The organism is Pseudomonas sp. TE21394 (assembly GCF_054057835.1).
Map to the genome: position 1 here is coordinate 314,949 of NZ_JBSRZR010000001.1, position 19,832 is coordinate 334,780.

Annotated in this window: 19 protein-coding genes; 5 read left to right on the top strand and 14 right to left on the bottom strand. The window is 62.9% G+C overall.

Annotated elements, in window-relative coordinates; genetic code table 11:
- Positions 1-144 precede the first annotated feature (144 nt).
- On the top strand, positions 145-981 hold the full coding sequence (locus ACVWZT_RS01420) for a deoxynucleotide monophosphate kinase family protein (protein WP_296234326.1): 837 nt from the start codon (positions 145-147) through the stop codon (positions 979-981).
- A gap of 115 nt (positions 982-1,096) precedes the next feature.
- Here the strand turns inward: ACVWZT_RS01420 and ACVWZT_RS01425 are convergent, their stop codons facing one another.
- Positions 1,097-2,884, bottom strand: coding sequence for an IlvD/Edd family dehydratase (locus tag ACVWZT_RS01425; protein ID WP_457467828.1), 1,788 nt, complete (start codon positions 2,882-2,884; stop codon positions 1,097-1,099).
- A 96-nt stretch (positions 2,885-2,980) separates the two neighbouring features.
- Positions 2,981-4,183 carry a fumarylacetoacetate hydrolase family protein gene (locus tag ACVWZT_RS01430; protein ID WP_296234323.1) on the bottom strand — a complete coding sequence of 401 codons (1,203 nt, stop codon included), beginning with the start codon at positions 4,181-4,183 and terminating at the stop codon, positions 2,981-2,983.
- Positions 4,184-4,298: 115 nt separating this feature from the next.
- Between ACVWZT_RS01430 and ACVWZT_RS01435 the strand changes: the two genes are divergently transcribed.
- The 3 genes from ACVWZT_RS01435 (at position 4,299) to ACVWZT_RS01445 (ending at position 8,393) form a co-directional block, all read left to right on the top strand.
- The gene (locus tag ACVWZT_RS01435; RefSeq protein WP_296234321.1) at positions 4,299-5,243 is read left to right on the top strand and encodes a LysR family transcriptional regulator; all 945 of its coding nucleotides are present in this window, start codon (positions 4,299-4,301) and stop codon (positions 5,241-5,243) included.
- A gap of 102 nt (positions 5,244-5,345) precedes the next feature.
- Complete coding sequence (locus ACVWZT_RS01440) at positions 5,346-6,929, top strand: aldehyde dehydrogenase (NADP(+)) (protein ID WP_457467830.1); 1,584 nt, start codon at positions 5,346-5,348, stop codon at positions 6,927-6,929.
- A 99-nt stretch (positions 6,930-7,028) separates the two neighbouring features.
- Positions 7,029-8,393, top strand: coding sequence for an MFS transporter (locus ACVWZT_RS01445; protein ID WP_296234561.1), 1,365 nt, complete (start codon positions 7,029-7,031; stop codon positions 8,391-8,393).
- Between the two features lie 76 nt (positions 8,394-8,469).
- Here the strand turns inward: ACVWZT_RS01445 and mltG are convergent, their stop codons facing one another.
- The 9 genes from mltG to ACVWZT_RS01490 all read right to left on the bottom strand — a co-directional run bounded on the left by mltG (position 8,470) and on the right by ACVWZT_RS01490 (position 15,970).
- A complete protein-coding gene (gene mltG, locus ACVWZT_RS01450; protein WP_457467832.1) occupies positions 8,470-9,654 on the bottom strand; it encodes an endolytic transglycosylase MltG in 1,185 nt (394 codons plus the stop codon).
- A 4-nt stretch (positions 9,655-9,658) separates the two neighbouring features.
- On the bottom strand, positions 9,659-10,474 hold the full coding sequence (gene pabC, locus ACVWZT_RS01455) for an aminodeoxychorismate lyase (RefSeq protein ID WP_457467834.1): 816 nt from the start codon (positions 10,472-10,474) through the stop codon (positions 9,659-9,661).
- Entirely contained in the window at positions 10,474-11,718 is a 1,245-nt protein-coding gene (fabF, locus tag ACVWZT_RS01460) for a beta-ketoacyl-ACP synthase II (RefSeq protein WP_012271164.1), read from the bottom strand. The genes pabC and fabF overlap by 1 nt, the downstream gene beginning before the upstream one ends.
- 186 nt (positions 11,719-11,904) lie before the next feature.
- Positions 11,905-12,141 (bottom strand): acyl carrier protein, encoded by a 237-nt coding sequence (gene acpP, locus ACVWZT_RS01465; protein WP_457467835.1) that lies wholly within the window; start codon positions 12,139-12,141, stop codon positions 11,905-11,907.
- Between the two features lie 203 nt (positions 12,142-12,344).
- Positions 12,345-13,085 (bottom strand): 3-oxoacyl-ACP reductase FabG, encoded by a 741-nt coding sequence (gene fabG, locus ACVWZT_RS01470; RefSeq protein WP_003247160.1) that lies wholly within the window; start codon positions 13,083-13,085, stop codon positions 12,345-12,347.
- 15 nt (positions 13,086-13,100) lie between these two features.
- Positions 13,101-14,039 (bottom strand): ACP S-malonyltransferase, encoded by a 939-nt coding sequence (gene fabD, locus ACVWZT_RS01475; RefSeq protein ID WP_296234313.1) that lies wholly within the window; start codon positions 14,037-14,039, stop codon positions 13,101-13,103.
- Positions 14,040-14,232: 193 nt separating this feature from the next.
- Entirely contained in the window at positions 14,233-15,243 is a 1,011-nt protein-coding gene (plsX, locus tag ACVWZT_RS01480; RefSeq protein WP_457467837.1) for a phosphate acyltransferase PlsX, read from the bottom strand.
- Between the two features lie 3 nt (positions 15,244-15,246).
- Complete coding sequence (gene rpmF, locus ACVWZT_RS01485) at positions 15,247-15,429, bottom strand: 50S ribosomal protein L32 (RefSeq protein ID WP_010223221.1); 183 nt, start codon at positions 15,427-15,429, stop codon at positions 15,247-15,249.
- Positions 15,430-15,442: 13 nt separating this feature from the next.
- On the bottom strand, positions 15,443-15,970 hold the full coding sequence (locus ACVWZT_RS01490) for a YceD family protein (RefSeq protein ID WP_012313431.1): 528 nt from the start codon (positions 15,968-15,970) through the stop codon (positions 15,443-15,445).
- Between the two features lie 97 nt (positions 15,971-16,067).
- Here ACVWZT_RS01490 and ACVWZT_RS01495 point away from each other — a divergent pair, with 97 nt between their 5' ends.
- The gene (locus ACVWZT_RS01495; RefSeq protein WP_296234309.1) at positions 16,068-16,646 is read left to right on the top strand and encodes a Maf family protein; all 579 of its coding nucleotides are present in this window, start codon (positions 16,068-16,070) and stop codon (positions 16,644-16,646) included.
- Positions 16,647-16,681: 35 nt separating this feature from the next.
- On the opposite strand, the gene ACVWZT_RS01500 is transcribed toward ACVWZT_RS01495, so the two are convergent.
- The 3 genes from ACVWZT_RS01500 to rluC are packed head-to-tail and all read right to left on the bottom strand — an operon-like array spanning position 16,682 to position 19,312.
- Positions 16,682-17,671 (bottom strand): S49 family peptidase, encoded by a 990-nt coding sequence (locus ACVWZT_RS01500; RefSeq protein ID WP_296234308.1) that lies wholly within the window; start codon positions 17,669-17,671, stop codon positions 16,682-16,684.
- 6 nt (positions 17,672-17,677) lie between these two features.
- Entirely contained in the window at positions 17,678-18,352 is a 675-nt protein-coding gene (locus tag ACVWZT_RS01505) for an HAD family hydrolase (protein ID WP_296234306.1), read from the bottom strand.
- Positions 18,353-18,355: 3 nt separating this feature from the next.
- Positions 18,356-19,312, bottom strand: coding sequence for a 23S rRNA pseudouridine(955/2504/2580) synthase RluC (rluC, locus tag ACVWZT_RS01510; protein ID WP_296234305.1), 957 nt, complete (start codon positions 19,310-19,312; stop codon positions 18,356-18,358).
- Positions 19,313-19,832 lie beyond the last annotated feature (520 nt).

Sequence of the window (19,832 nt, forward strand, 5' to 3'; positions counted from 1 at the left end):
CGCCGCCCTGACAGGCATGGATGGCATCATGTTTTCGGTTTTCACCAAACGTAAACACTGTGGGTTACAATCCTTTCTCGAAAACGTAAACGCCCTTGAAGCCCAGTAAATACAGGAGTTCGGGCAGCAAACGGGGAGTACGACATGCGAACAATCATCGGCCTTGCAGCCTTGGCTCGGTCTGGTAAGGACACCGTAGCTTCAATGCTGCTGAGCTACCCAGGGGTTGCTGCCTACGCGCTTGCCGATCCTCTCAAGCTTGGTTGCCAGGCGCTGTTTGGTCTCACCGAGGCCGAGACATGGAGCGATGACATCAAGGAGCAGCGCATCGATCTGTGGGCTCGCTCCCCAAGAGAATTCTTCCAGACGGTTGGTACCGAATGGATGCGCAATCATAACCCAGACCACTGGCTGATCCGAGCGGAACGCGAAATCAATCCACCTGCGGCCGCACAGAGCGGTGCGATCAAGGCTTCACCTTCGAAGCCAAACCACACCCCATTTACCCTGGCCGCCCAAGCCATCTTCGATTTCACTGATGAGCAGCTGTCAGACCCAAAGCTCCTGGCCAGCCAGGACCCCACCTGGGGTCTTTCACCCGCGGAAGCCATCGAGCTACTCAAAGGCCACGCATACGCCTTGTACCCGGACTATGACGCCCGGCGCGCCAAACGCCCTCTCGAACAGTTGAAACCGCGCAGCAAGATCCCTGCTGACGCTACGACCGTGATCTTCAAAGACATCCGCTTTGAAAACGAAGCCGCATTTCTTCGCGGCCACAACGGCCTGATCTGGCACATCGTTCGGCCAAACCTTCAGAGGGTGAACGCACATTCTTCCGAGCACGGCATTGCCCAGGCACCCGGCGACCTGCTGATCACCAACGCAGGTTCTCTGGGTGACCTGCAGGCAGCTGTCCAGCACGCATGGCAGCAAAGCAAGCCCGTAACGGCTTGTGAGAAATCGCTCGCAAGGCAATAAGGAAATACAGAACGATCGCGACCAGGCCATGCCGGCACATGGACTGTGAATTGCCGCAGGGTGGAACTGCCAGCGTTGCCGGTCACGAGGCAGCTCCAAGCCCCGGGTGGGCCACTCAATGGGAGTGCCGCGGCATCCCCCCTTCACGGGCAATCACACGCATGTGCAGCGTCGCCGGTTCCAGGCAGCCACCGGTGGACAGCTGCCCCACGAGTTGACGATAGAGTTCCTGCCAGGGTGTCTGCGAGGCCGGGATGTTCGGCTTCCACGCCGCACGGCGGCGTGCCACCTCTTCTTCGTCCACCAGCAGGTCGACCCGTCGCTGGTTGAGGTCCACGCGCAGCCAATCGTTGGTTTGCAGCAATGCCAGGCCACCGCCCACCGCCGCTTCCGGCGACATGTTGAGGATCGACGGGCTGGCCGAGGTGCCGCTCTGGCGACCATCGCCCAGGCACGGCAGCGAATCGATGCCTTTCCTGATCAGTGCCGCCGGCGGCGCCATGTTCACCACCTCGGCGCTGCCCGGGTAGCCCACGGTGCCGGCGCCACGAATCACCAGGATGCAACGCTCGTCGATGTCCAGTGCCGGGTCGTCGATGCGCGCGTGGTAGTCCTCCGGCCCCTCGAACACAATGGCCCTGGCCTCGAAGCTGTTTTCCTTGCCCGGTTCGGCCAGGTAGGTCTTGCGGAAGGCTTCGCCCACCACTGACATCTTCATGATCGCGCTGTCGAAGAAATTGCCGCTGAGCACGATGAAACCGGCGTTGTGCTTGAGCGGCGCATCGAACGGCAGGATGACCTCGCGATTGCTGGTGGCTGTGTCGCGAACCACCTCACCGATGGTCTTGCCGCTGACCGTCGCGCATGCCTCGTGCAGACGGCCGGCCTTGCGCAGTTCATGCATCACCGCCGGAACGCCGCCCGCGCGGTGGAAGCCTTCACCCAGGTACTTGCCTGCCGGCATGCAATTGACCAGCAGCGGAACGTTCTCGCCGATGCGCTGCCAGTCGTCCAGCGACAGCTCGATGCCCATGTGCCGGGCGATAGCGATCAGGTGCGGTGGACAGTTGCTCGAAGCGCCCAGGGCCGAAGCCACGGCGATGGCATTCTCGAACGCCTCGCGGGTCATGATCGACGACGGCCGCACGTCCTGCATCACCAGCTCGCAGATGCGCCGCCCGGTGGCGTAGGCCATCTGCCCGCGTTCGCGGTAGGGCGCGGGGATGCTTGCGCAGCCTGGCAGCGACATGCCCAGGGCCTCGGCCAGGGCATTCATCGACAGTGCCGTGCCCATGGTGTTGCAATGGCCTACCGACGGTGAGGCGGCGGTGGTCATCTCCATGAAGCCTTCGTAGTCGATTGTGCCCACGGCCATCAGGTTGCGCGCATGCCACAGCACCGTGCCCGAGCCGATCAGCTGGCCCTGGTGGTGGCCATCGAGCATCGGGCCGCCGGACAGCACGATGGCCGGTATGTCCGTGGTGGCAGCGGCCATCAGGCAAGCCGGGGTGGTCTTGTCGCAGCCGGTGGTCAGCACGACGCCATCCAGCGGGTAGCCGTGGAGGATTTCCACCAGGCCCAGGTAGGCGAGGTTGCGGTCCAGCGCGGCGGTAGGCCGGCGGCTCTGCTCGGCGATCGGGTGCACCGGGAATTCCATGGGGATGCCTCCGGCATCGCGAATCCCCGCCTTGACCCGTTGGGCCAGTTCCAGGTGGTGGCGGTTGCAGGGCGTCAGGTCACTGCCGGTCTGGGCGATGCCGATGATCGGCCGGCCCGATTGCAGTTCCTCACGGGTCAGGCCGTAGTTCATGTAGCGCTCGACGTACAGCGCGGTCATGTCGGCGTGGCTCGGGTCGTCGAACCATTGCTGGCTGCGCAACGGGCGTTTCGGGGTATCGGTCATGTCGTTCTCTCTTGTATTTATTGGCAACCGTCAGCGTTGCAACACGCTGGCATGTGCAGAGCTGTGCACCACTGGGCGCCGCTGCCAACCCTGTGATCAAGGGCAGGCTTCCCCGACAGAGTGTTGCAGCAGCCCTCGGGCAGCCAGGTTGCGCATCATCGCGCCGAGGCCGAAGGTCCAGGGGCGGGCCTTGTCACTCGTGGTCACCTGGTTGTGCAACTGGCCCAGCAAGGGGCTGGCGATGCGCACCTGGTCGCCAGGCTTGTGGGTGAAACCCGCACCCGGCAGGTCACGGTCCTCGGTCGGGGCGAAAAGCGTGCCAAGGAACAGCAGGAAACCGTCGGGGTATTGATGGTTTTCATTGAGCGTCTGCCGGACCAGATCTTCTGGGTCGCGGCTGATCTGGTCCATCGAACTGCTGCCGACCAGGCGGTAGCCGTCACTGCCCACGACTTCTAGGTCGACCACGCAGCGGCGCACCGCATCCAGGTCGAAGGTTTCGTCGAACAGGCGAATGAACGGGCCCACCGCGCACGAGGCGTTATTGTCCTTGGCCTTGCTCAGCAGCAGTGCGCTGCGCCCCTCGAAATCACGCAGGTTGACGTCATTGCCCAGGGTTGCGCCGTGGATGCGACCGCGGCTGTCCACCGCCAGCACCACCTCGGGCTCGGGGTTGTTCCAGGCCGAATGGGGATGCACGCCAATAGCGCTGCCACTGCCCACCGCCGCCAGCACCGGGGCCTTGGTGAACACCTCGGCATCCGGGCCGATGCCGACTTCCAGATACTGCGACCACATGCCCTGTTCGATCAGCAGTGACTTGAGCGCCATGGCCTGTGGTGAACCGGGGCGTACTGCCCGCAGGTTATCGCCGATCACCGAGCGCACCGTGGCGCGCACGGCCTCGGCCTTGCTGGCATCGCCACCGGCCTGCTCTTCGATCACCCGCTCGATCATGCTGGCAGCGAAGGTCACGCCTGCTGCCTTGATCACCTGCAGGTCGGCCGGTGCGAGCAGGTAAGGCAGGTTGGCGTCGAATGCTTCGCCGCTATTGCCCAACAGGGCCTCGACGCTGCAAAGGAAGCGGCCTGGGGTGCTGCGCACGGCCTGCACCGGCTCTTGGCTTTCCAGCAGTTGGCTGAGGGTGGCGAAACGTTCGCTGAGATCGAACACGCCGTCGGCACGCAAAGTGATCAATGAAGGCCCCCCAGGTTCGCCGGGGGTCCAGGCGCGACCGATCAGAGTGCCGGTCAGGCCATCCTCGGGCAGGGTATTGGCGGGCGTGAGGGTCATCGGCATGGCATCAGATCTCTCGGAACAGGAAAACTGCACGCTAGGCAAGCCACGCGATAAACTCCAATGGCATCTTTTCACTATTCGATAACTCAGAGTTATTGCAACAAAGGTGGCTCACATGTCGGACCTGTCTTTCTCCCACGTTTGCAACTGGCTCAAATTCCGCCACCTGTTGCTTATCGACACGCTTGGGCGCACCCACAACATGCACCTGGCGGCACAGCAGATGAACCTCACCCAGCCCGCGATCAGCAAGATGCTGAAGGAAATCGAAAACCTGCTCGGTTTCGCCCTGTTCGACCGCCTGCCACGTAGCATGCCGCCAACCGCGTTGGGCGAGCAGGTATTGCGCTATGCCCAGGTCGCCCTCAACGATGCGCGCAATTTCGTCGATCAGATCGACAGCCTGCGCCAGGGGGGGCACGGCCATTTGAAAGTGGGCGGCATTTTTGCCGCCACCGCCGTGGCGCTGCCGGATGCCATCATCGAGATCAAGCGGCGCAAGCCATTGCTGTCGATCGAGGTGGTGGAGCAGACCAGCGATCACTTGATGGCCATGCTCGAGGACAAGGTACTGCATCTGGCCGTGGCCCGCTTCACCGACGTGTCGCAGGGCCAGCGCTTCGACTTCCAGCCGCTGGCGCCGGAACCCTTCTGCTTCGTGGTCAACAACCAGCACCCGTTGAGCAAGGCCGGGCCTGTGACCTTGCCACAGCTGCTGGAGTGGCCATGGATTCTCTACCCCAAGGGCACGCCCATCCGCGGACGCATGGAGCGAGCCTTCGCCCAGGCGGGCGTGGCGGTGCCGCGCAATACCATCGATACCATTTCCATGCAGACCTTCCTCAAGGTGCTACTGGGTGGGCCGATGATCGGCATGCTGCCCCAGGCGATGGTCGAGCCGCACCTGGCCAGTGGCGTACTGGTCAACCTTGACACGCCCCTGCACCTGAGCCCCCAGGACTACGGCATTCTCTCGCGCAAAGGCGAGCCCTTGAGCGGCGCGGCCTTGGAGTTTGCCGAGATTCTCCTGGCACATGCACGTCGCGCTCCGGAGGATTGATAACCCTGCGTTATCAGATGATCCCTAAAAGCCATTGGGCAAGCATCGCTGACCCGCCTAGATTAGCGCCCCATGTTCTTCCGTAACGCCGAGGAATCATCCATGACGTCATATGCAGGCCAACAATTCATCGGCGGGAGCCGCCGCGCTACTGGCCAGGCGACTCTTTACAGCATCGATGCGCGCACCGGGCAGGCCCTGCCCGAAGCGTTTTATCAAGCCACTGAACAAGAGGTGGACGCCGCTGCCCGGGCAGCGGCTGCAGCCTATCCAGTCTACCGGGCACTGCCCGCCGCGCGCCGCGCCGAGTTCCTCGACGCGATCGCCGAGGCGCTGGATGGCTTGGGCGACGACTTCATCGAAACCGTATGCCATGAAACGGCCTTGCCGCCAGCGCGTATCCAGGGCGAGCGGGCGCGAACCAGTGGCCAGCTGAGGCTGTTCGCCACGGTACTGCGCCGAGGTGATTTCACGGGCGCTCGTATCGATCGTGCACAGCCCGAGCGTCTGCCACTGCCGCGCCTGGACATCCGCCAATGCCGCATGGGCCTTGGGCCGGTCGCGGTCTTCGGCGCCAGCAACTTCCCCCTGGCATTCTCGACGGCCGGTGGCGACACCGCCGCAGCGTTGGCCGCCGGTTGCCCAGTGGTATTCAAGGCCCACAGTGGCCACATGGCCACAGCACAATGGGTGGCCGAGGCCATCGTCGGCGCCGCTGAACGCTGCGCGATGCCTGCGGGTGTATTCAACATGGTGTTTGGCGGCAGGGTCGGCGAGGCGTTGGTCAAGCACCCGGATATTCAGGCCGTTGGCTTCACTGGTTCGCTCAAGGGCGGACGGGCCTTGTGCGATATGGCAGCGGCGCGACCTCGGCCTATTCCGGTATTCGCCGAAATGAGCAGTATCAACCCGGTGCTGGTCCTGCCCCAGGCGCTGGCTATTCGCGCAGAGGCCGTGGCTCGTGAACTGACGGCTTCGGTGGTATTGGGGTGCGGACAGTTCTGCACCAATCCTGGCTTGGTGCTGGGGGTGCGCTCAGCGCACTTCAGCGCGTTCGTTGAGCACTTGAGCGCACACATGGCCGAACAGGCGCCGCAAACCATGCTCAACACCGACACCCTGGCCAGCTACGCCCGCGGTGTCGCCACCCTCAAGGCGCGGGCCGGCATCCGCCTCCTTGCCGGCGCCGAGCAGCAGGGAAACCAGGCCTGGCCGCAGCTGTTCCAGGCCGATGCGAAATTGCTGCTGGACGGTGAACCGTTACTGCAGGAAGAAATCTTCGGCCCGGCCACGGTGGTGGTCGAACTGGCTGATCAAGACCAGTTGGTTGCAGCGTTGCACGCGCTTGGCGGCCAACTGACCGCCACGCTGATTGGCGAGCCCGGCGACCTGGCGCAAGCCGCGTCTTTGGTCACGGTGCTTGAACAGAAGGTTGGCCGGGTGCTGGTAAATGGTTACCCGACTGGCGTCGAGGTATGTGAGGCGATGGTTCATGGTGGCCCGTATCCGGCTACCTCGGATAGCCGCGGAACCTCGGTCGGCACGCTGGCAATAGATCGCTTCCTGCGTCCGGTGTGCTACCAGAATTTCCCTGACGCACTGCTTCCCGAGGCATTGCGCGACGCCAACCCACTGGGGCTGCTGAGACTGGTCGATGGTCAGCCCACCCGCGAACCGATCCGCTGAACACTGTTACTCGCAGGCACAATACCACCGGGTGTGCTCATGCCCGGTGCTCTTTCAATAACAACAATCAGGCATGCACGACATGCCAAGAGGCTGGTTATGGATCATCAAGTTGTCGACCCCGTGCGCGATCAGGCTTTCGAGGATCGCACCTATCGCAAAGTCATCGTCCGCATCCTGCCGGTGCTGTTGCTGTGTTACATGGCCGCCTATCTCGACCGGGTGAATATCGGATTCGCGAAACTGAGCATGCTGGAGGATCTGCAATTCAGTAATACCGTCTACGCCCTTGGCGCCAGTGTTTTCTTCTGGGGCTATTTTCTGTTTGAAGTCCCAAGCAATCTGCTACTGCATCGATACGGCGCACGGTTCTGGATCGCCCGCATCATGCTGAGCTGGGCCATCGTCTCCATGGCTGTCGCATTTACCCAGCCACTCGCCTCGTTCTTCCATGTCGAGCCCAGCACAATGTTCTACGCGTTGCGCTTTCTGCTCGGCATCTGTGAGGCCGGCTTCTTCCCAGGCGTGATTCTCTACCTCAACTACTGGTTCCCAACCCATCGGCAAAGCCGAGTGATGTCTGGTTTCCTGATGGCACTGCCTGTCAGTCTGACGCTAGGTGGTATTTTGTCGGGCTGGCTCATGACCAGCATGGACGGTTGGCACGGTATGGCCGGCTGGCAGTGGATGCTTCTGATCGAGGGCGTACCCTCGGTGGTCATGGCGGCAATCGTTTTTTGCTGCCTGTGCGACAACATCGACAAGGCTACCTGGTTGTCCCGGCAAGAAAAGGAACTGCTAAAGGCCAACCTTAAGCAGGATGAGCATGGCAAGGTATCGCGCCTGAAGGATGCCTTCTTCAGCCCACGGGTCTGGCTGCTCGTATTCATCCTGCTGACGTTCAACACCGGCTTCTACGGCCTGGCCTTCTGGATGCCGTCGATCATCAAGAGCGCGGGAGTGACCAGCAGCCTGGAAATCGGCTTGCTGACCGCCATTCCCTATGGCGTGGCGGTAATTGCCATGTTCCTCAATGCACGCCACTCCAACCGCACGGGCGAACGTCGGCTGCATGCTGCGATCCCGGCGTTCATCGGTGGCTGCGGGCTGATCCTCAGCGCAGCTTTCGCACACGACGTCGTGCTTTCAATCGTGTTCCTGACCATCGCGGCATCGGGGGTGCTCAGCCTGATGCCTATCTTCTGGACGCTGCCGGGCACCGTACTCTCAGGTGTCGCTGCTGCGGCTGGCATCGGCATGATCAACGCGTTCGGCAACCTGTCCGGTTTCACCGGCTCGATGATTACAGCCGTGGCGGAGAACCTCACCGGCGACATCAACAACGGCACCTATGTGCTGGGCCTGTGCCTGTTCGTCAGTGGAGCATTAGTCATGGCGATCCCGGCCGCTATGTTGAAGCGGCCCGACTCGCAGCCCCACACGCAGTTGCTGGAGGCAGCATGAGGGTGAGCCAGCGCCAGGTACAGCCGATGCTGACACCGTTACTCGACGATTGGTTAGCCAGGCGCGCCGGCAGCCCTCATGGCTGGTCGTCAGGCGTTGGCCGTTCGGCCGCTTGCGCGCCGCCAACAGGTGCATCCTGCGCGGGCGGCTGATCGGGTGTTGGCTGCTGCGCCGGCTCATCCGCCGGCGCTTCGGGGGCGGCGGCCTCGTCGGTACCTGGCTGGGACTGTGGCGCGGGGCTGGAACGGTAGTCCGTGCGGCGCTTGAGCTGGAACTCGCGCACCGCCGAGTTGTGGTCGTCGAGGTCGTCGGAGAATACATGGCTGCCATCGCCACGGGCAACGAAGTACAGGCTGGTGCCAGCGGACGGGTTGAGCGCCGCATGAATCGCCTCGCGGCCGACCATGGCGATCGGCGTCGGCGGCAGGCCGGTCATGGTGTAGGTATTGTACGGGGTCGGCTCGCGCAGGTCGGCGCGGGTAATCCTGCCGTTGTAGCGTTCACCCATGCCATAGATCACCGTCGGGTCGGTCTGCAGCATCATGCCCAGGCGCAGGCGCCGCACGAAGACGCCGGCAATCTGCCCGCGCTCCTGGGGAATACCAGTCTCCTTCTCCACCAGCGAGGCCATGATCAGGGCCTGGTACGGGTCGCGGTACGGCAGATCGGTAGCACGCTCCGCCCACTCCTTGGCCAGCACTTCATCCAGGCGCATGTACGCCTGCTGCAGCAGCTCGACGTCACTCATGCCGCGCACGAAGCGGTAGGTGTCGGGGAAGAAGCGCCCTTCGGGAAACACGCCGGTATGGCCGAGCCGGTCCATGACTTCGGCATCCGACAGGCCGTCCAGGGTGTGCTTGATCTTTTCATGCCTGGCCACGGCGGTACGCACCTGACGGAAGGTCCAGCCTTCGACCAGGGTCAGGTTGTACTGGACCACGTCGGCTCGCCGCCAGGCATCGAGCAGCTGCTTGACGGTCATGCCGGGGGTCAGGCGGTACTCGCCGGTGTGCAAGGGCGTGCCTGCCATGTTGAAGCGCCAGTACAGGCGCAACCAGACGGCGTCGTCCAGCAACCCTTCGCTTTGCATGCGGTAGAACATGCGGTTGGGGTTGGTACCATTGGGCACGTCGAGCAGGCGCTCCTGCGTCACGTGCAAGGGCTGCTCCAGCACCGAGTTGACCTTCCAGGCCGACCAGCCCACGGCCAGGCCGGCGAGGATCAGGCTCATTTCCAGCAGCAGCAGGAATTTGCGTCTCACGAATTCAGGTTTCCAGTAACGTACGGGCAACGGCCTGCAGTTTACGAGTGAGCGGGCCCGGCGACCAGTTTAGCGCGGCCACACCGCGCACGGGCCAGACACCGTAGACGCTGTTGCAGACAAATACTTCATCTGCCTGTTCCAGCACGTCGAACGGCAGGTCGCACACCTGCCGCGGTATGCCCAGCAGCGCTGCCTGTTCCAGCAACGCGGCCCGCATCACGCCAGCGACGCCGCAGCGGCTGAGGTCGGCGGTGAACAGCGCGCCATCGCGTACCAGGAACAGATTACTGTAGACCCCTTCGATCACCCTGCCTTGCCCATCACGCATCAGGCCTTCGGCATGTTCGCTGTCCTGCCATTCGGCACGGGCCAGCACCTGCTCAAGGCGGTTGAGGTGTTTGAGGCCGGCCAGCAGCGGTTGTTCCCCAAGCCGCGTCTGGCACAGGAACAGACGCACACCTTGCTCGGCATGTTCGACAGGATAGCTGGGCAACGGGCTGCCCTGCAGGATACGCCGCGGCGCGGCATCGGCAAGCGGGGCATAGCCGCGCTGGCTGTCGCCACGGGTAATGATCAGCTTGACAACGCCATCACCGAGCTGGCTGGCATAGCGCAGGAGTTCGTCGCGCACCAGTGCCAGGTCGGCATGGATCGCCAGACGCTGGCAACCCAGCGCCAGGCGTGCGAGGTGGCCGTCCAGCAGGCTGGGCCGGCCACCGTGCACGGCGATGGTCTCGAACAGGCCATCGCCGTAGGCCAGGCCGCGGTTCTGCAGGTTGACTGCTGCTGCGGGCTGGCCGTCGATCCAGCTGTGCATCAGCCGGCGAACCGGCGGAATACCAGCGAACCGTTGGTACCGCCAAAACCGAACGAGTTGGACAGCACCACGTCGATCGGCATGCTGCGCGCCTGGTGGGGCACGAAGTCGAGGTCGCAACCCTCGTCCGGCTCGTCCAGGTTGATGGTGGGCGGCGCCATCTGGCTGTTGATTGCCAGGACGCTGAAGATCGCCTCCACGGCACCGGCAGCGCCCAGCAGGTGGCCGGTCATCGACTTGGTCGAGCTGACTGCCAGCTTGTAGGCATGCTCACCGAACACGCGCTTGATCGCCGCCACTTCGGCCACGTCGCCTGCCGGCGTCGAGGTGCCGTGGGCATTGATGTAGCTGACCTCTTCCGGCTGGATGCCAGCATCACGCAGGGCGTTGGCCATGCAGCGGGCAGCGCCTTCGCCGGTGTCGGGTGGCGACGTCATGTGGTAGGCATCGCCGCTCATGCCGAAACCGACCAGCTCGGCATAGATGGTCGCGCCGCGCGCCTTGGCGTGCTCCAGTTCTTCAAGCACCAGGGCACCGGCACCGTCGGACAGTACGAAACCGTCACGACCCTTGTCCCACGGGCGGCTGGCCCGGCTTGGCTCGTCGTTGCGGGTGGACAGCGCACGCGAGGCGCCGAAACCGCCCATGCCCAGGCCACAGGCAGCCATTTCGGCACCACCGGCGATCATCACGTCAGCTTCACCGTAGGCGATGTTGCGCGCGGCCATGCCGATGCAGTGGGTGCCGGTGGTGCACGCCGTGGCGATGGCATAGTTCGGCCCCTGCAGGCCCAGGTGAATCGACAGGAAGCCGGAGATCATGTTGATGATCGAGCCCGGCACGAAGAACGGCGAAATGCGACGCGGCCCCGAATCGTGCAGGGTGCGGCTGGTTTCTTCGATGTTGGTCAGGCCGCCGATACCCGAGCCCATGGCTACGCCAATCCGCTCGCGGTTGGCGTCGGTGACTTCCAGGCCGGCATTACGCACCGCCTGGAAACCGGCCGCCAGGCCGTACTGGATGAACAGGTCGAGCTTGCGGGCCTCCTTGGCCGACAGGTATTGCTCGACCTCGAAGCCTTTCACCGAGCCGCCAAAACGGGTGGAGTAGGCAGACAGGTCCGTATGCTCGATCGGACCGATGCCACTGCGGCCAGCCAGAATGCCCTGCCAGGTGCTCGGTACATCCGTACCCAGTGGCGATAGCATACCCATACCGGTGACCACGACGCGTCTACGCGACACAGTACTCTCCTTTTCTAATAACAGAGTCTCTTGCCATTGCATTCAAGCGCAGGAATGAAATGGCAACAGGCTCTTGGTACGCGGTGAACGAGGCAGCCTGGAAAATACGGGCGCTCGCAAAGAAAAAACCGCACGCCGGCGAAGGCAGTGCGGTTTTCCCCGACAAGTAGCGTCGACTAGAGCGTCTTAGGCCTGGTGGGCTTTGACGTAGTCGATAGCAGCTTGAACGGTAGTGATCTTCTCGGCTTCTTCGTCAGGGATTTCGGTCTCGAATTCCTCTTCCAGAGCCATCACCAGCTCAACGGTGTCAAGCGAATCGGCACCCAGGTCATCGACGAAGGACTTGGGCTCAGTCACTTCCTCTTCCTTGACGCCCAGTTGCTCGGCGACGATTTTCTTGACGCGTTCTTCGATGGTGCTCATACCTAGTTTTCACTCCTAATGGATATATGTCAGGCAGCTGGCCGGTGGCTAATTTTATAGAAAGACGTTCGCTTTTCAAGCTAAACGCATTTTCCGACTAGTCGCCCTACCCGCTGCCCAAAATTCGGTTGCAGCTTTATAACGGATTTTAGGCTCGCAGTATGACTCATTTTTTACGAAATCCGTCACATTGAGTTGCAGTGTTACATGTACATCCCGCCGTTGACCGGCACGGTAGCGCCGGTTACGTAGGCTGCGCCGTCGGATGCCAGGAACGAAACCACCTTGGCGATTTCGTCGGCCTGGCCCAGGCGGCCCAGCGGGATCTGGGTCTGCAGGGCTTCACGCTGCGCTTCCGGCAATTCGCGGGTCATGTCGGTATCGATGAAGCCCGGGGTCACCGAGTTGACGGTGATGCCACGCGAGCCCACTTCACGTGCCAGGGCGCGGCTGAAACCTTCAAGGCCCGCCTTGGCGGCCGCGTAGTTGGCCTGACCGGCGTTACCCATGGCACCGACCACAGAGCCGATACTGATGATACGACCCCAACGCGCCTTGGTCATGCCACGCAGCACGCCCTTGGACAGACGGTAGAGGCTGTTCAGGTTGGTATCGATCACGTCGAACCACTCGTCGTCCTTCATGCGCAGCATGAGGTTGTCACGGGTGATGCCGGCGTTGTTGACCAGGATGGCGGGAGCACCGAACTGCTCGCCGATGGCAGCCAGCACGGCCTCGACCGATTCGGCGCTGGTCACGTTCAGCTCCATGCCGGTACCGGTGATGCCGTGCTCTTTCAGGGTGGCCGCGATGCGCTCGGCGCCGGAAGCCGAAGTGGCGGTACCGATCACGGTCGCGCCCTGGCGGCCCAGCTCGAGGGCGATGGCCTGGCCAATACCACGGCTGGCGCCGGTGACCAGTGCAACTTTACCTTGCAGGCTCATGCAAGCTTCTCCAAATCAGGCCAGCGCCGCGCGGGTGGCGGCGACGGCGTCAGGGGTATTGAGGTTGTAGGTGGTCACACCATCGGCGCAACGCTTGTTCAGGCCGGCAAGAACCTTGCCTGGGCCGCACTCGACCAGATTGACGGCACCGTTCGCCGCCAGGGTCTGCACGCATTCGACCCAGCGCACCGGCTGGTACAGCTGCGCCAGCAGGTCTTGCTTGAGGGCGTTCAGGTCAGCGGCGACGGCAGCGGTGACGTTCTGCACCACCGGAATCTGCGGAGCCTTCCACTCGATGGCGTTGACCGCCTCGGCAAAGCGCTCGGCAGCCGGCTTCATCAGCGCGCAGTGCGACGGTACGCTGACCGCCAGCGGCAGGGCGCGCTTGGCACCCTTGGCCTTGCACAGCTCCATGGCACGGTCTACCGCAGCCTTGTTGCCGGCGATGACCACCTGGCCTGGCGAGTTGAAGTTGACCGCACTGACCACCTGGTCTTCGGCCGCTTCGGCACAGATTTCAACGACCACGGCGTCGTCCAGGCCAAGAATGGCGGCCATGGCACCATGGCCGGCCGGCACGGCTTCCTGCATCAGCTGACCACGGCGCTCGACCAGGCGCACGGCGTCCTTCAGGCTGATGCTGCCTGCCGCGACCAGGGCACTGTATTCACCCAGGCTGTGACCGGAAACGAAAGCTGGCCGTGCGCCGCCTTCTTCCAGCCACAGGCGCCACAGCGCTATGGACGCGGTGAGAATGGCCGGCTGGGTCTTGTCGGTCTGGTTGAGTTGTTCTTCCGGGCCTTCCTGGACCAGCTTCCACAGGTCGTAACCGAGTGCCTCGGAAGCTTCCTTGAAGGTTTCGATGATCACTGGCTTCTCGGCGCCGAGCTCGGCGAGCATGCCCAGCGACTGGGAACCTTGACCGGGAAAGACGAATGCGAGAGATGCAGACATTGAACAAGCCCTTATGATCTTGTCGTCGGATAGGGTGCGCCAGGCCCTGGGCCAGGCGCGGAATCTGAAAGCTTGGATGGAGACGCGGACCAAGCGGTCACATTTAAGCACTTCATCGGCGATATGCCTAAGGTCTTTATCAGCCTGTGCCCGACCCCTGCGCGGGTCTACCAATGCAGGGGCCGGGCACAGGTCAAGGCAACAAGTCCTCCAGCCGCCCGTGCAAGCGCTGCGGCAAGTTTTCCTGGATCTCGATCAACGCCCGCTGGATGGCACTCTGGAAACCCTGCACGCCTGCCGAGCCATGGCTCTTGATGACGATGCCCTGCAAGCCGAGGAAGCTCGCCCCATTGTGCCGCGCCGGCGCCAGATCGGCCTGCAGGCGCTTGAGCAGCGGCATGGCCATGGCGCCGGCTGCCCGCGACAACAGCCCCCCCTTGAACAACTGCTCGATGCGCGCACCGATCATCGTTGCCAAGCCCTCGCTGGACTTGAGCAGGATGTTGCCAACGAACCCGTCGCAGACCACCACATCGGCTTCGCCGCGATACAACCCATCGCCTTCGACGAAACCCACGTAGTTGAGCCCGCGAGCGTTCTGCAGCAGGCTGGCCGCCAACTTGACCTGCTGGTTGCCCTTGATGTCTTCGGTACCGATGTTCAGCAGCGCCACACGCGGCCTGAGCACACCCAAAGCCTGCGCGGCCACCGAACCCATCACGGCGAACTGATAGAGGTTTTCGGCGCTGCAGTCGACGTTGGCGCCCAGGTCGAGCAGCTGGCAATAGCCAGACTGGGTCGGGATCGCCGCCACCATGGCGGGCCGATCGATCCCCGGCAGGGTCTTGAGCACGAACCGCGACAGCGCCATCAGCGCCCCGGTGTTGCCAGCACTGACGCAGGCCTGGGCCTTGCCGTCGCGCACCAGTTCGAGAGCGATGCGCATCGACGAGTCGGGCTTGCCGCGCAACGCCTGGGAGGGCCGCTCGTCCATGCCGACCACCTCGCTGGCGGCCACAATCTGCAGGCGCGCGCGATCCGCAGCTGCAAGGCCGCTGACAAGATCTTCAAGGAGGGAGGGTTGACCGACGAGGGTCAGGTGCAGCGAGGGGGTAGCCGAAAGGCAGGCAATGCTAGCCTGGACAATGCTGCGGGGACCGAAGTCCCCGCCCATTGCGTCGATCGCGATGATCTGAGCGGACAAGGATTACTCGTCAGCGCCCTTGTCGATCACTTTGCGACCACGGTATACGCCTTCTGGCGAAACGTGGTGGCGCAGGTGTACTTCACCGGTGGTTTTCTCTACCGACAGCGCGTTTTCCGACAGGGCGTCGTGCGAACGGCGCATGTCACGGGCAGAGCGGGATTTTTTGTTCTGCTGAACAGCCATAATTGATTAACTCCTAAACGTTTGGGTCACGCTTTAACTGCGCCAAAACACTGAACGGGTTGGACCGCGATACCTCGTCCTTGCTCGATTCGGGCTCGTCTGCGCCCGCCGGCTGCTGGCATTCTTCCGGATGGTGAGCAGGCACGATCGGCAAGGCGAGCAGAAGCTCTTCCTCGATCAGTGCCTGCAGATCCAATGGATCTTCGCCCAGTTCCAGCACGTCATAGCCTTTCGGCAACGACTGGGTATTCGCACCCTCCTTCACCACGGCGTACGTACATTCGCTGTGGATCGGCAGGGTGACCAGCTCAAGACAACGCTGGCAAACCATCTTGACCTCGACGTCCAGTTCGCTGTGGATAACCACCACGTGCTGTTCATCTCGTTCAAAATCGAACTTCGCCTGCACCGTACCGACATTGTCGGAAAGCGGGTCGCAGAGTCTTTCCAAATCAGCGAGTTGCAGCGAACCGTTGAGGGTTACGCCACGATCAGCCAATTTGCGCGGGTCAACGTGAGGTGGAATCGGGTCATTCAACATAGGCGCAGCATTCTAGGGATGCCCCCCGTCCCTGTCAAAGGAAATTCGGCGGCATCGTGCGTGATAGAATTTGGTTCAACCGATTCAGGAGTCTACCATGCTTCCCCTGCTACTGGCTTCCAGCTCTGCCTATCGCCGTGAACTGCTCGCACGCCTGCGCCTGCCTTTCACCTGGGCAAGCCCTGACATAGACGAACAGCGCCTGGATGGCGAACCGGCGGCGGAACTGGTGCGCCGGCTGGCCAGGCAAAAGGCCGAGGCGCTGGCGGGCAGCCACCCCGCGCACCTGATCATTGGTTCGGACCAGGTTGCGGTGCTGGGCGAACAGGTCCTGGGCAAGCCGCATACCTTCGCGCGCGCCTGCGAACAGCTGCTGGAGTGCAGCGGGCAGCAAGTGAGCTTTCTGACCGGGCTGGCATTGCTGAACAGCGCCACGGGAGCATGCCAGGTGGACTGCGTGCCGTTTACCGTGACATTACGTGAACTGAGCCGCGAGCAGGTGGAGCGCTATGTGGCGGCAGAACAGCCGCTGGATTGCGCTGGCAGCTTCAAGGCGGAGGGACTGGGGGTGAGCCTGTTTCAGAGTACGCATGGGTGCGATGCGACCAGCCTGATCGGGCTGCCTTTGATTCGGCTGGTGGACATGCTGTCCAGGGAAGGCGTGGTCACCCCTTGACTCTGGGGCCGCGCTGCGGCCCCGATAATCTCGGCTCAGCGCAACTGCGGGCCCTGGAACCCCATCCACATCGCCAGGTGCTCGGCCACGCTGGCCCCTACGCGCTTGGAGAAGCGGTCGAGCGGCGATTCCTGCACAGTGAAATCTACCAACTCTTTCTCGCCGACGATCTCGCGCGCCACGTAGCTGGCACTGCCGAGCCCATCGACCAGCCCCAGCTCCTTGGCCTGCTCACCCGACCAGACCAGGCCACTGAACAGTTCCGGGTGTTCCTTGTCCTTCAGGCGTTCGCCACGCCCCTGCTTGACCATGGCGATGAATTGCTTGTGGGTGGTTTCCAGCACCCCCTGCCAGAACCGGGTTTCGTCGGGCTTTTCCGGCGAGAACGGGTCAAGGAAAGCCTTGTGCTCGCCCGAGGTGTAGGCACGCCGCTCGACACCCAGCTTCTCCATGGTGCCGACAAAACCGTAGCCCGCCGCCGTCACGCCGATGGACCCCACCAGGCTGGCTTTGTCGGCGTAGATCTCGTCCGCCGCACTGGCGATGTAGTAGGCACCGGAAGCGCCCAGGTCTGCAATGACCGCGTACAGCTTGATGGCCGGGTACTCGCCGCGCAGGCGGCGGATTTCGTCATACACATAGCCCGCCTGCACCGGGCTGCCACCCGGGCTGTTGATGCGCATCACAACGGCCTTGGTCTTGCTGTTCCTGAACGCCTCGCGCAGGCTTTTGACGATATTGTCGGCGCTGGCGGGCTCCTGATCGGCAATCATCCCGCGCACCTCGACCAGCGCGGTGTGGTTGACACTACGCGACGCTGCCTTGTCCATATCCATCAGCGGCGTGAACAACGCCAGGATGCCGAACAGGTAGACGAAGGTCAGCAGCTTGAAGAAGATCCCCCAACGACGCGCCCGGCGATGCTCCTGAACGTTCGCCAACAGGGTCTTTTCCAGTAACTGCCAGCTTTTGCGCGCTTCGCGCTCCTCGGGTTCGGCCTCAGGGGCCTTCCATTCGTCAGCCATGCTTACCTACCTTGGAAAAGGGATTGCGGAACCACCCAGCCACTCGCGCAACTGGGAAAAGTGATCGAGGCATACCTGCGGCCCGAACTCGGCCAGCGCCTGCAGCGACATGGCACCATAGCCCACGGCCGCCGAATGCATGCCGGCATTGCTGGCCATCTGCAGGTCGAACGCCGAATCGCCAACCATCAGCGCGCGCTCTGGTTCGACACCGCAATGACCAAGGATTTCCTCGAGCATGCGCGGGTGCGGCTTGCCACGGGTCTCGTCGGCAGCGCGGGTAATGTCGAAGAACTGCTCCAGCCCATTGGCCCTGAGCACCCGGTCCAGCCCGCGGCGCGCCTTGCCGGTGGCCACCGCCAGGCGGTAACCCCCGGCACGGAAGGCATCCAGCGACTCGATCACGCCATCGAACAGAGGCGAAGGCTGCTGGTCCAGGGCCATGTAGATATCGGCGTAATGCTGACGGAAGCTTTCGACTTGCGCAGGCGCCAGGTGCGGGTACAGGGTGTGGATCGCCTCGCCCAGGGCCAGGCCGATGATGCCCTTGATCGCATCATCGCTGCTTTGCGCCTCGCCGGCACGCTCGGCGGCGGCGTTCATGGCCTCGACGATGCGCCCGATGGAATCGGCCAGCGTGCCATCCCAGTCGAAGATCAGTAGCTCATAGCCCTTTTTCATAGGTCAGGATGCACTCAGACGCTCAACGGTTTTCGCCCACACCTCATCCACCGGCGCCTCTAGCTTCAGTTCGCCACCGTCCGGCAGCGGCACGGTAAGCGCATAGGCATGCAGGAACAGGCGCTTGCCACCCAGCTCGCGAATTTCGCGACTGAAGTCTTCGTCGCCGTACTTGCTGTCGCCGGCGATCATGTGCCCGGCATGCAGGGTGTGCACGCGAATCTGGTGGGTACGGCCGGTGATCGGTCGCGCCTCGACAATGGTGGCGAACTCACCGAAGCGGCGCAGCACGCGGAACAGGGTCAACGCCTCCTTGCCCTCGTCATTCACTTCGACCATGCGTTCGCCGGAGCGCAGGTTGCTCTTGAGCAACGGCGCGCTGACCTGCTTCTTCGAAGTAGGCCAGTGGCCGCGCACCAGCGCCATGTAGCGCTTGTCGACGCCGTCGCCGCGCAATGCGGCATGCAGGTGGCGCAGCATGCTGCGTTTCTTGGCGATCATCAGCAGGCCGGAGGTGTCGCGGTCCAGGCGATGCACCAGCTCCAGCTCCTTGGCCTCCGGACGCAGCTGGCGCAGTGCCTCGATCACGCCAAAGCTCAGGCCACTGCCGCCATGCACGGCGATGCCGGCTGGCTTGTTCATCACGATCAGCGCCTTGTCTTCGTAGACGATGGCGGCTTCCAGACGCTGCAGCAGCCCCTGGGCCACCGGCGCCGGCTCGTCACGCTCAGGCAGGCGGACGGGCGGTACCCGCACGATGTCGCCAGCCTGGATCTTGTACTCCGGCTTGACCCGCCCCTTGTTGACCCGCACTTCACCCTTGCGCAGGATGCGGTAGACCAGCGTCTTGGGCACGCCCTTGAGGGCCGTGATAAGGAAATTGTCGATGCGTTGGCCGGCAAGTTCCGGCGCGACTTCGATCAGCTGAACGCCGGAAGTCGGAGGGGTATTGGTCGTCATGGCGGGATCATAACAATTTTTTATGGAATTGAAGCACTTAATCATTGCTGCTATAGTCGCGAACGCCGCCAAAAGCGGCAGGCCAGTGGCACCAGGCTCCGAGCCGGTCCCTGACCAACGCAATTCTCCAGGACGCGAGGCCGTCCTACGGGGTTTTCGCCAGTTTACCGAATTGCCTGGAATCGCCACCAGCGCCGTGTAGAGAAGACCGAAAAAAAACGACAAGTGCGGTGTTTCACCTGCTTACCCGATTCTTTTCGCTGCACCTCTGCCCGCCCGTCGCTTCCACGTAACGCCCGGCGAATGCTTCGGAAATACCTGCCTTGGACATGAATGGCGCCAGCGCAGAACCTGCGCTGGCGAAAAATGCAACCCGTTGCGGATTCAGCGCGCGGCAGCACCCGAATTATCAGGGATACGTGCAGGGTGGAGATGCACAGCCCTCGGACCGTGTAGCACCGCGTCCGGCCACCAGCCACTGACGGCTGGCGAGCGGATAAGGTCCTGAACAGATGCCTCC

Coding starts and splice junctions, on each gene's coding strand:
- rpmF (WP_010223221.1), bottom strand. CDS start 15,429: ATGGCTGTTCAGCAGAACAAAAAATCCCGCTCTGCCCGTGACATGCGC.
- fabD (WP_296234313.1), bottom strand. CDS start 14,039: ATGTCTGCATCTCTCGCATTCGTCTTTCCCGGTCAAGGTTCCCAGTCG.
- ACVWZT_RS01425 (WP_457467828.1), bottom strand. CDS start 2,884: ATGACCGATACCCCGAAACGCCCGTTGCGCAGCCAGCAATGGTTCGAC.
- pabC (WP_457467834.1), bottom strand. CDS start 10,474: ATGCACAGCTGGATCGACGGCCAGCCCGCAGCAGCAGTCAACCTGCAG.
- rluC (WP_296234305.1), bottom strand. CDS start 19,312: ATGACGACCAATACCCCTCCGACTTCCGGCGTTCAGCTGATCGAAGTC.
- ACVWZT_RS01500 (WP_296234308.1), bottom strand. CDS start 17,671: ATGGCTGACGAATGGAAGGCCCCTGAGGCCGAACCCGAGGAGCGCGAA.
- ACVWZT_RS01445 (WP_296234561.1), top strand. CDS start 7,029: ATGGATCATCAAGTTGTCGACCCCGTGCGCGATCAGGCTTTCGAGGAT.
- ACVWZT_RS01490 (WP_012313431.1), bottom strand. CDS start 15,970: ATGTTGAATGACCCGATTCCACCTCACGTTGACCCGCGCAAATTGGCT.
- ACVWZT_RS01420 (WP_296234326.1), top strand. CDS start 145: ATGCGAACAATCATCGGCCTTGCAGCCTTGGCTCGGTCTGGTAAGGAC.
- fabG (WP_003247160.1), bottom strand. CDS start 13,085: ATGAGCCTGCAAGGTAAAGTTGCACTGGTCACCGGCGCCAGCCGTGGT.
- ACVWZT_RS01495 (WP_296234309.1), top strand. CDS start 16,068: ATGCTTCCCCTGCTACTGGCTTCCAGCTCTGCCTATCGCCGTGAACTG.
- ACVWZT_RS01505 (WP_296234306.1), bottom strand. CDS start 18,352: ATGAAAAAGGGCTATGAGCTACTGATCTTCGACTGGGATGGCACGCTG.
- ACVWZT_RS01440 (WP_457467830.1), top strand. CDS start 5,346: ATGACGTCATATGCAGGCCAACAATTCATCGGCGGGAGCCGCCGCGCT.
- ACVWZT_RS01430 (WP_296234323.1), bottom strand. CDS start 4,183: ATGCCGATGACCCTCACGCCCGCCAATACCCTGCCCGAGGATGGCCTG.
- ACVWZT_RS01435 (WP_296234321.1), top strand. CDS start 4,299: ATGTCGGACCTGTCTTTCTCCCACGTTTGCAACTGGCTCAAATTCCGC.
- acpP (WP_457467835.1), bottom strand. CDS start 12,141: ATGAGCACCATCGAAGAACGCGTCAAGAAAATCGTCGCCGAGCAACTG.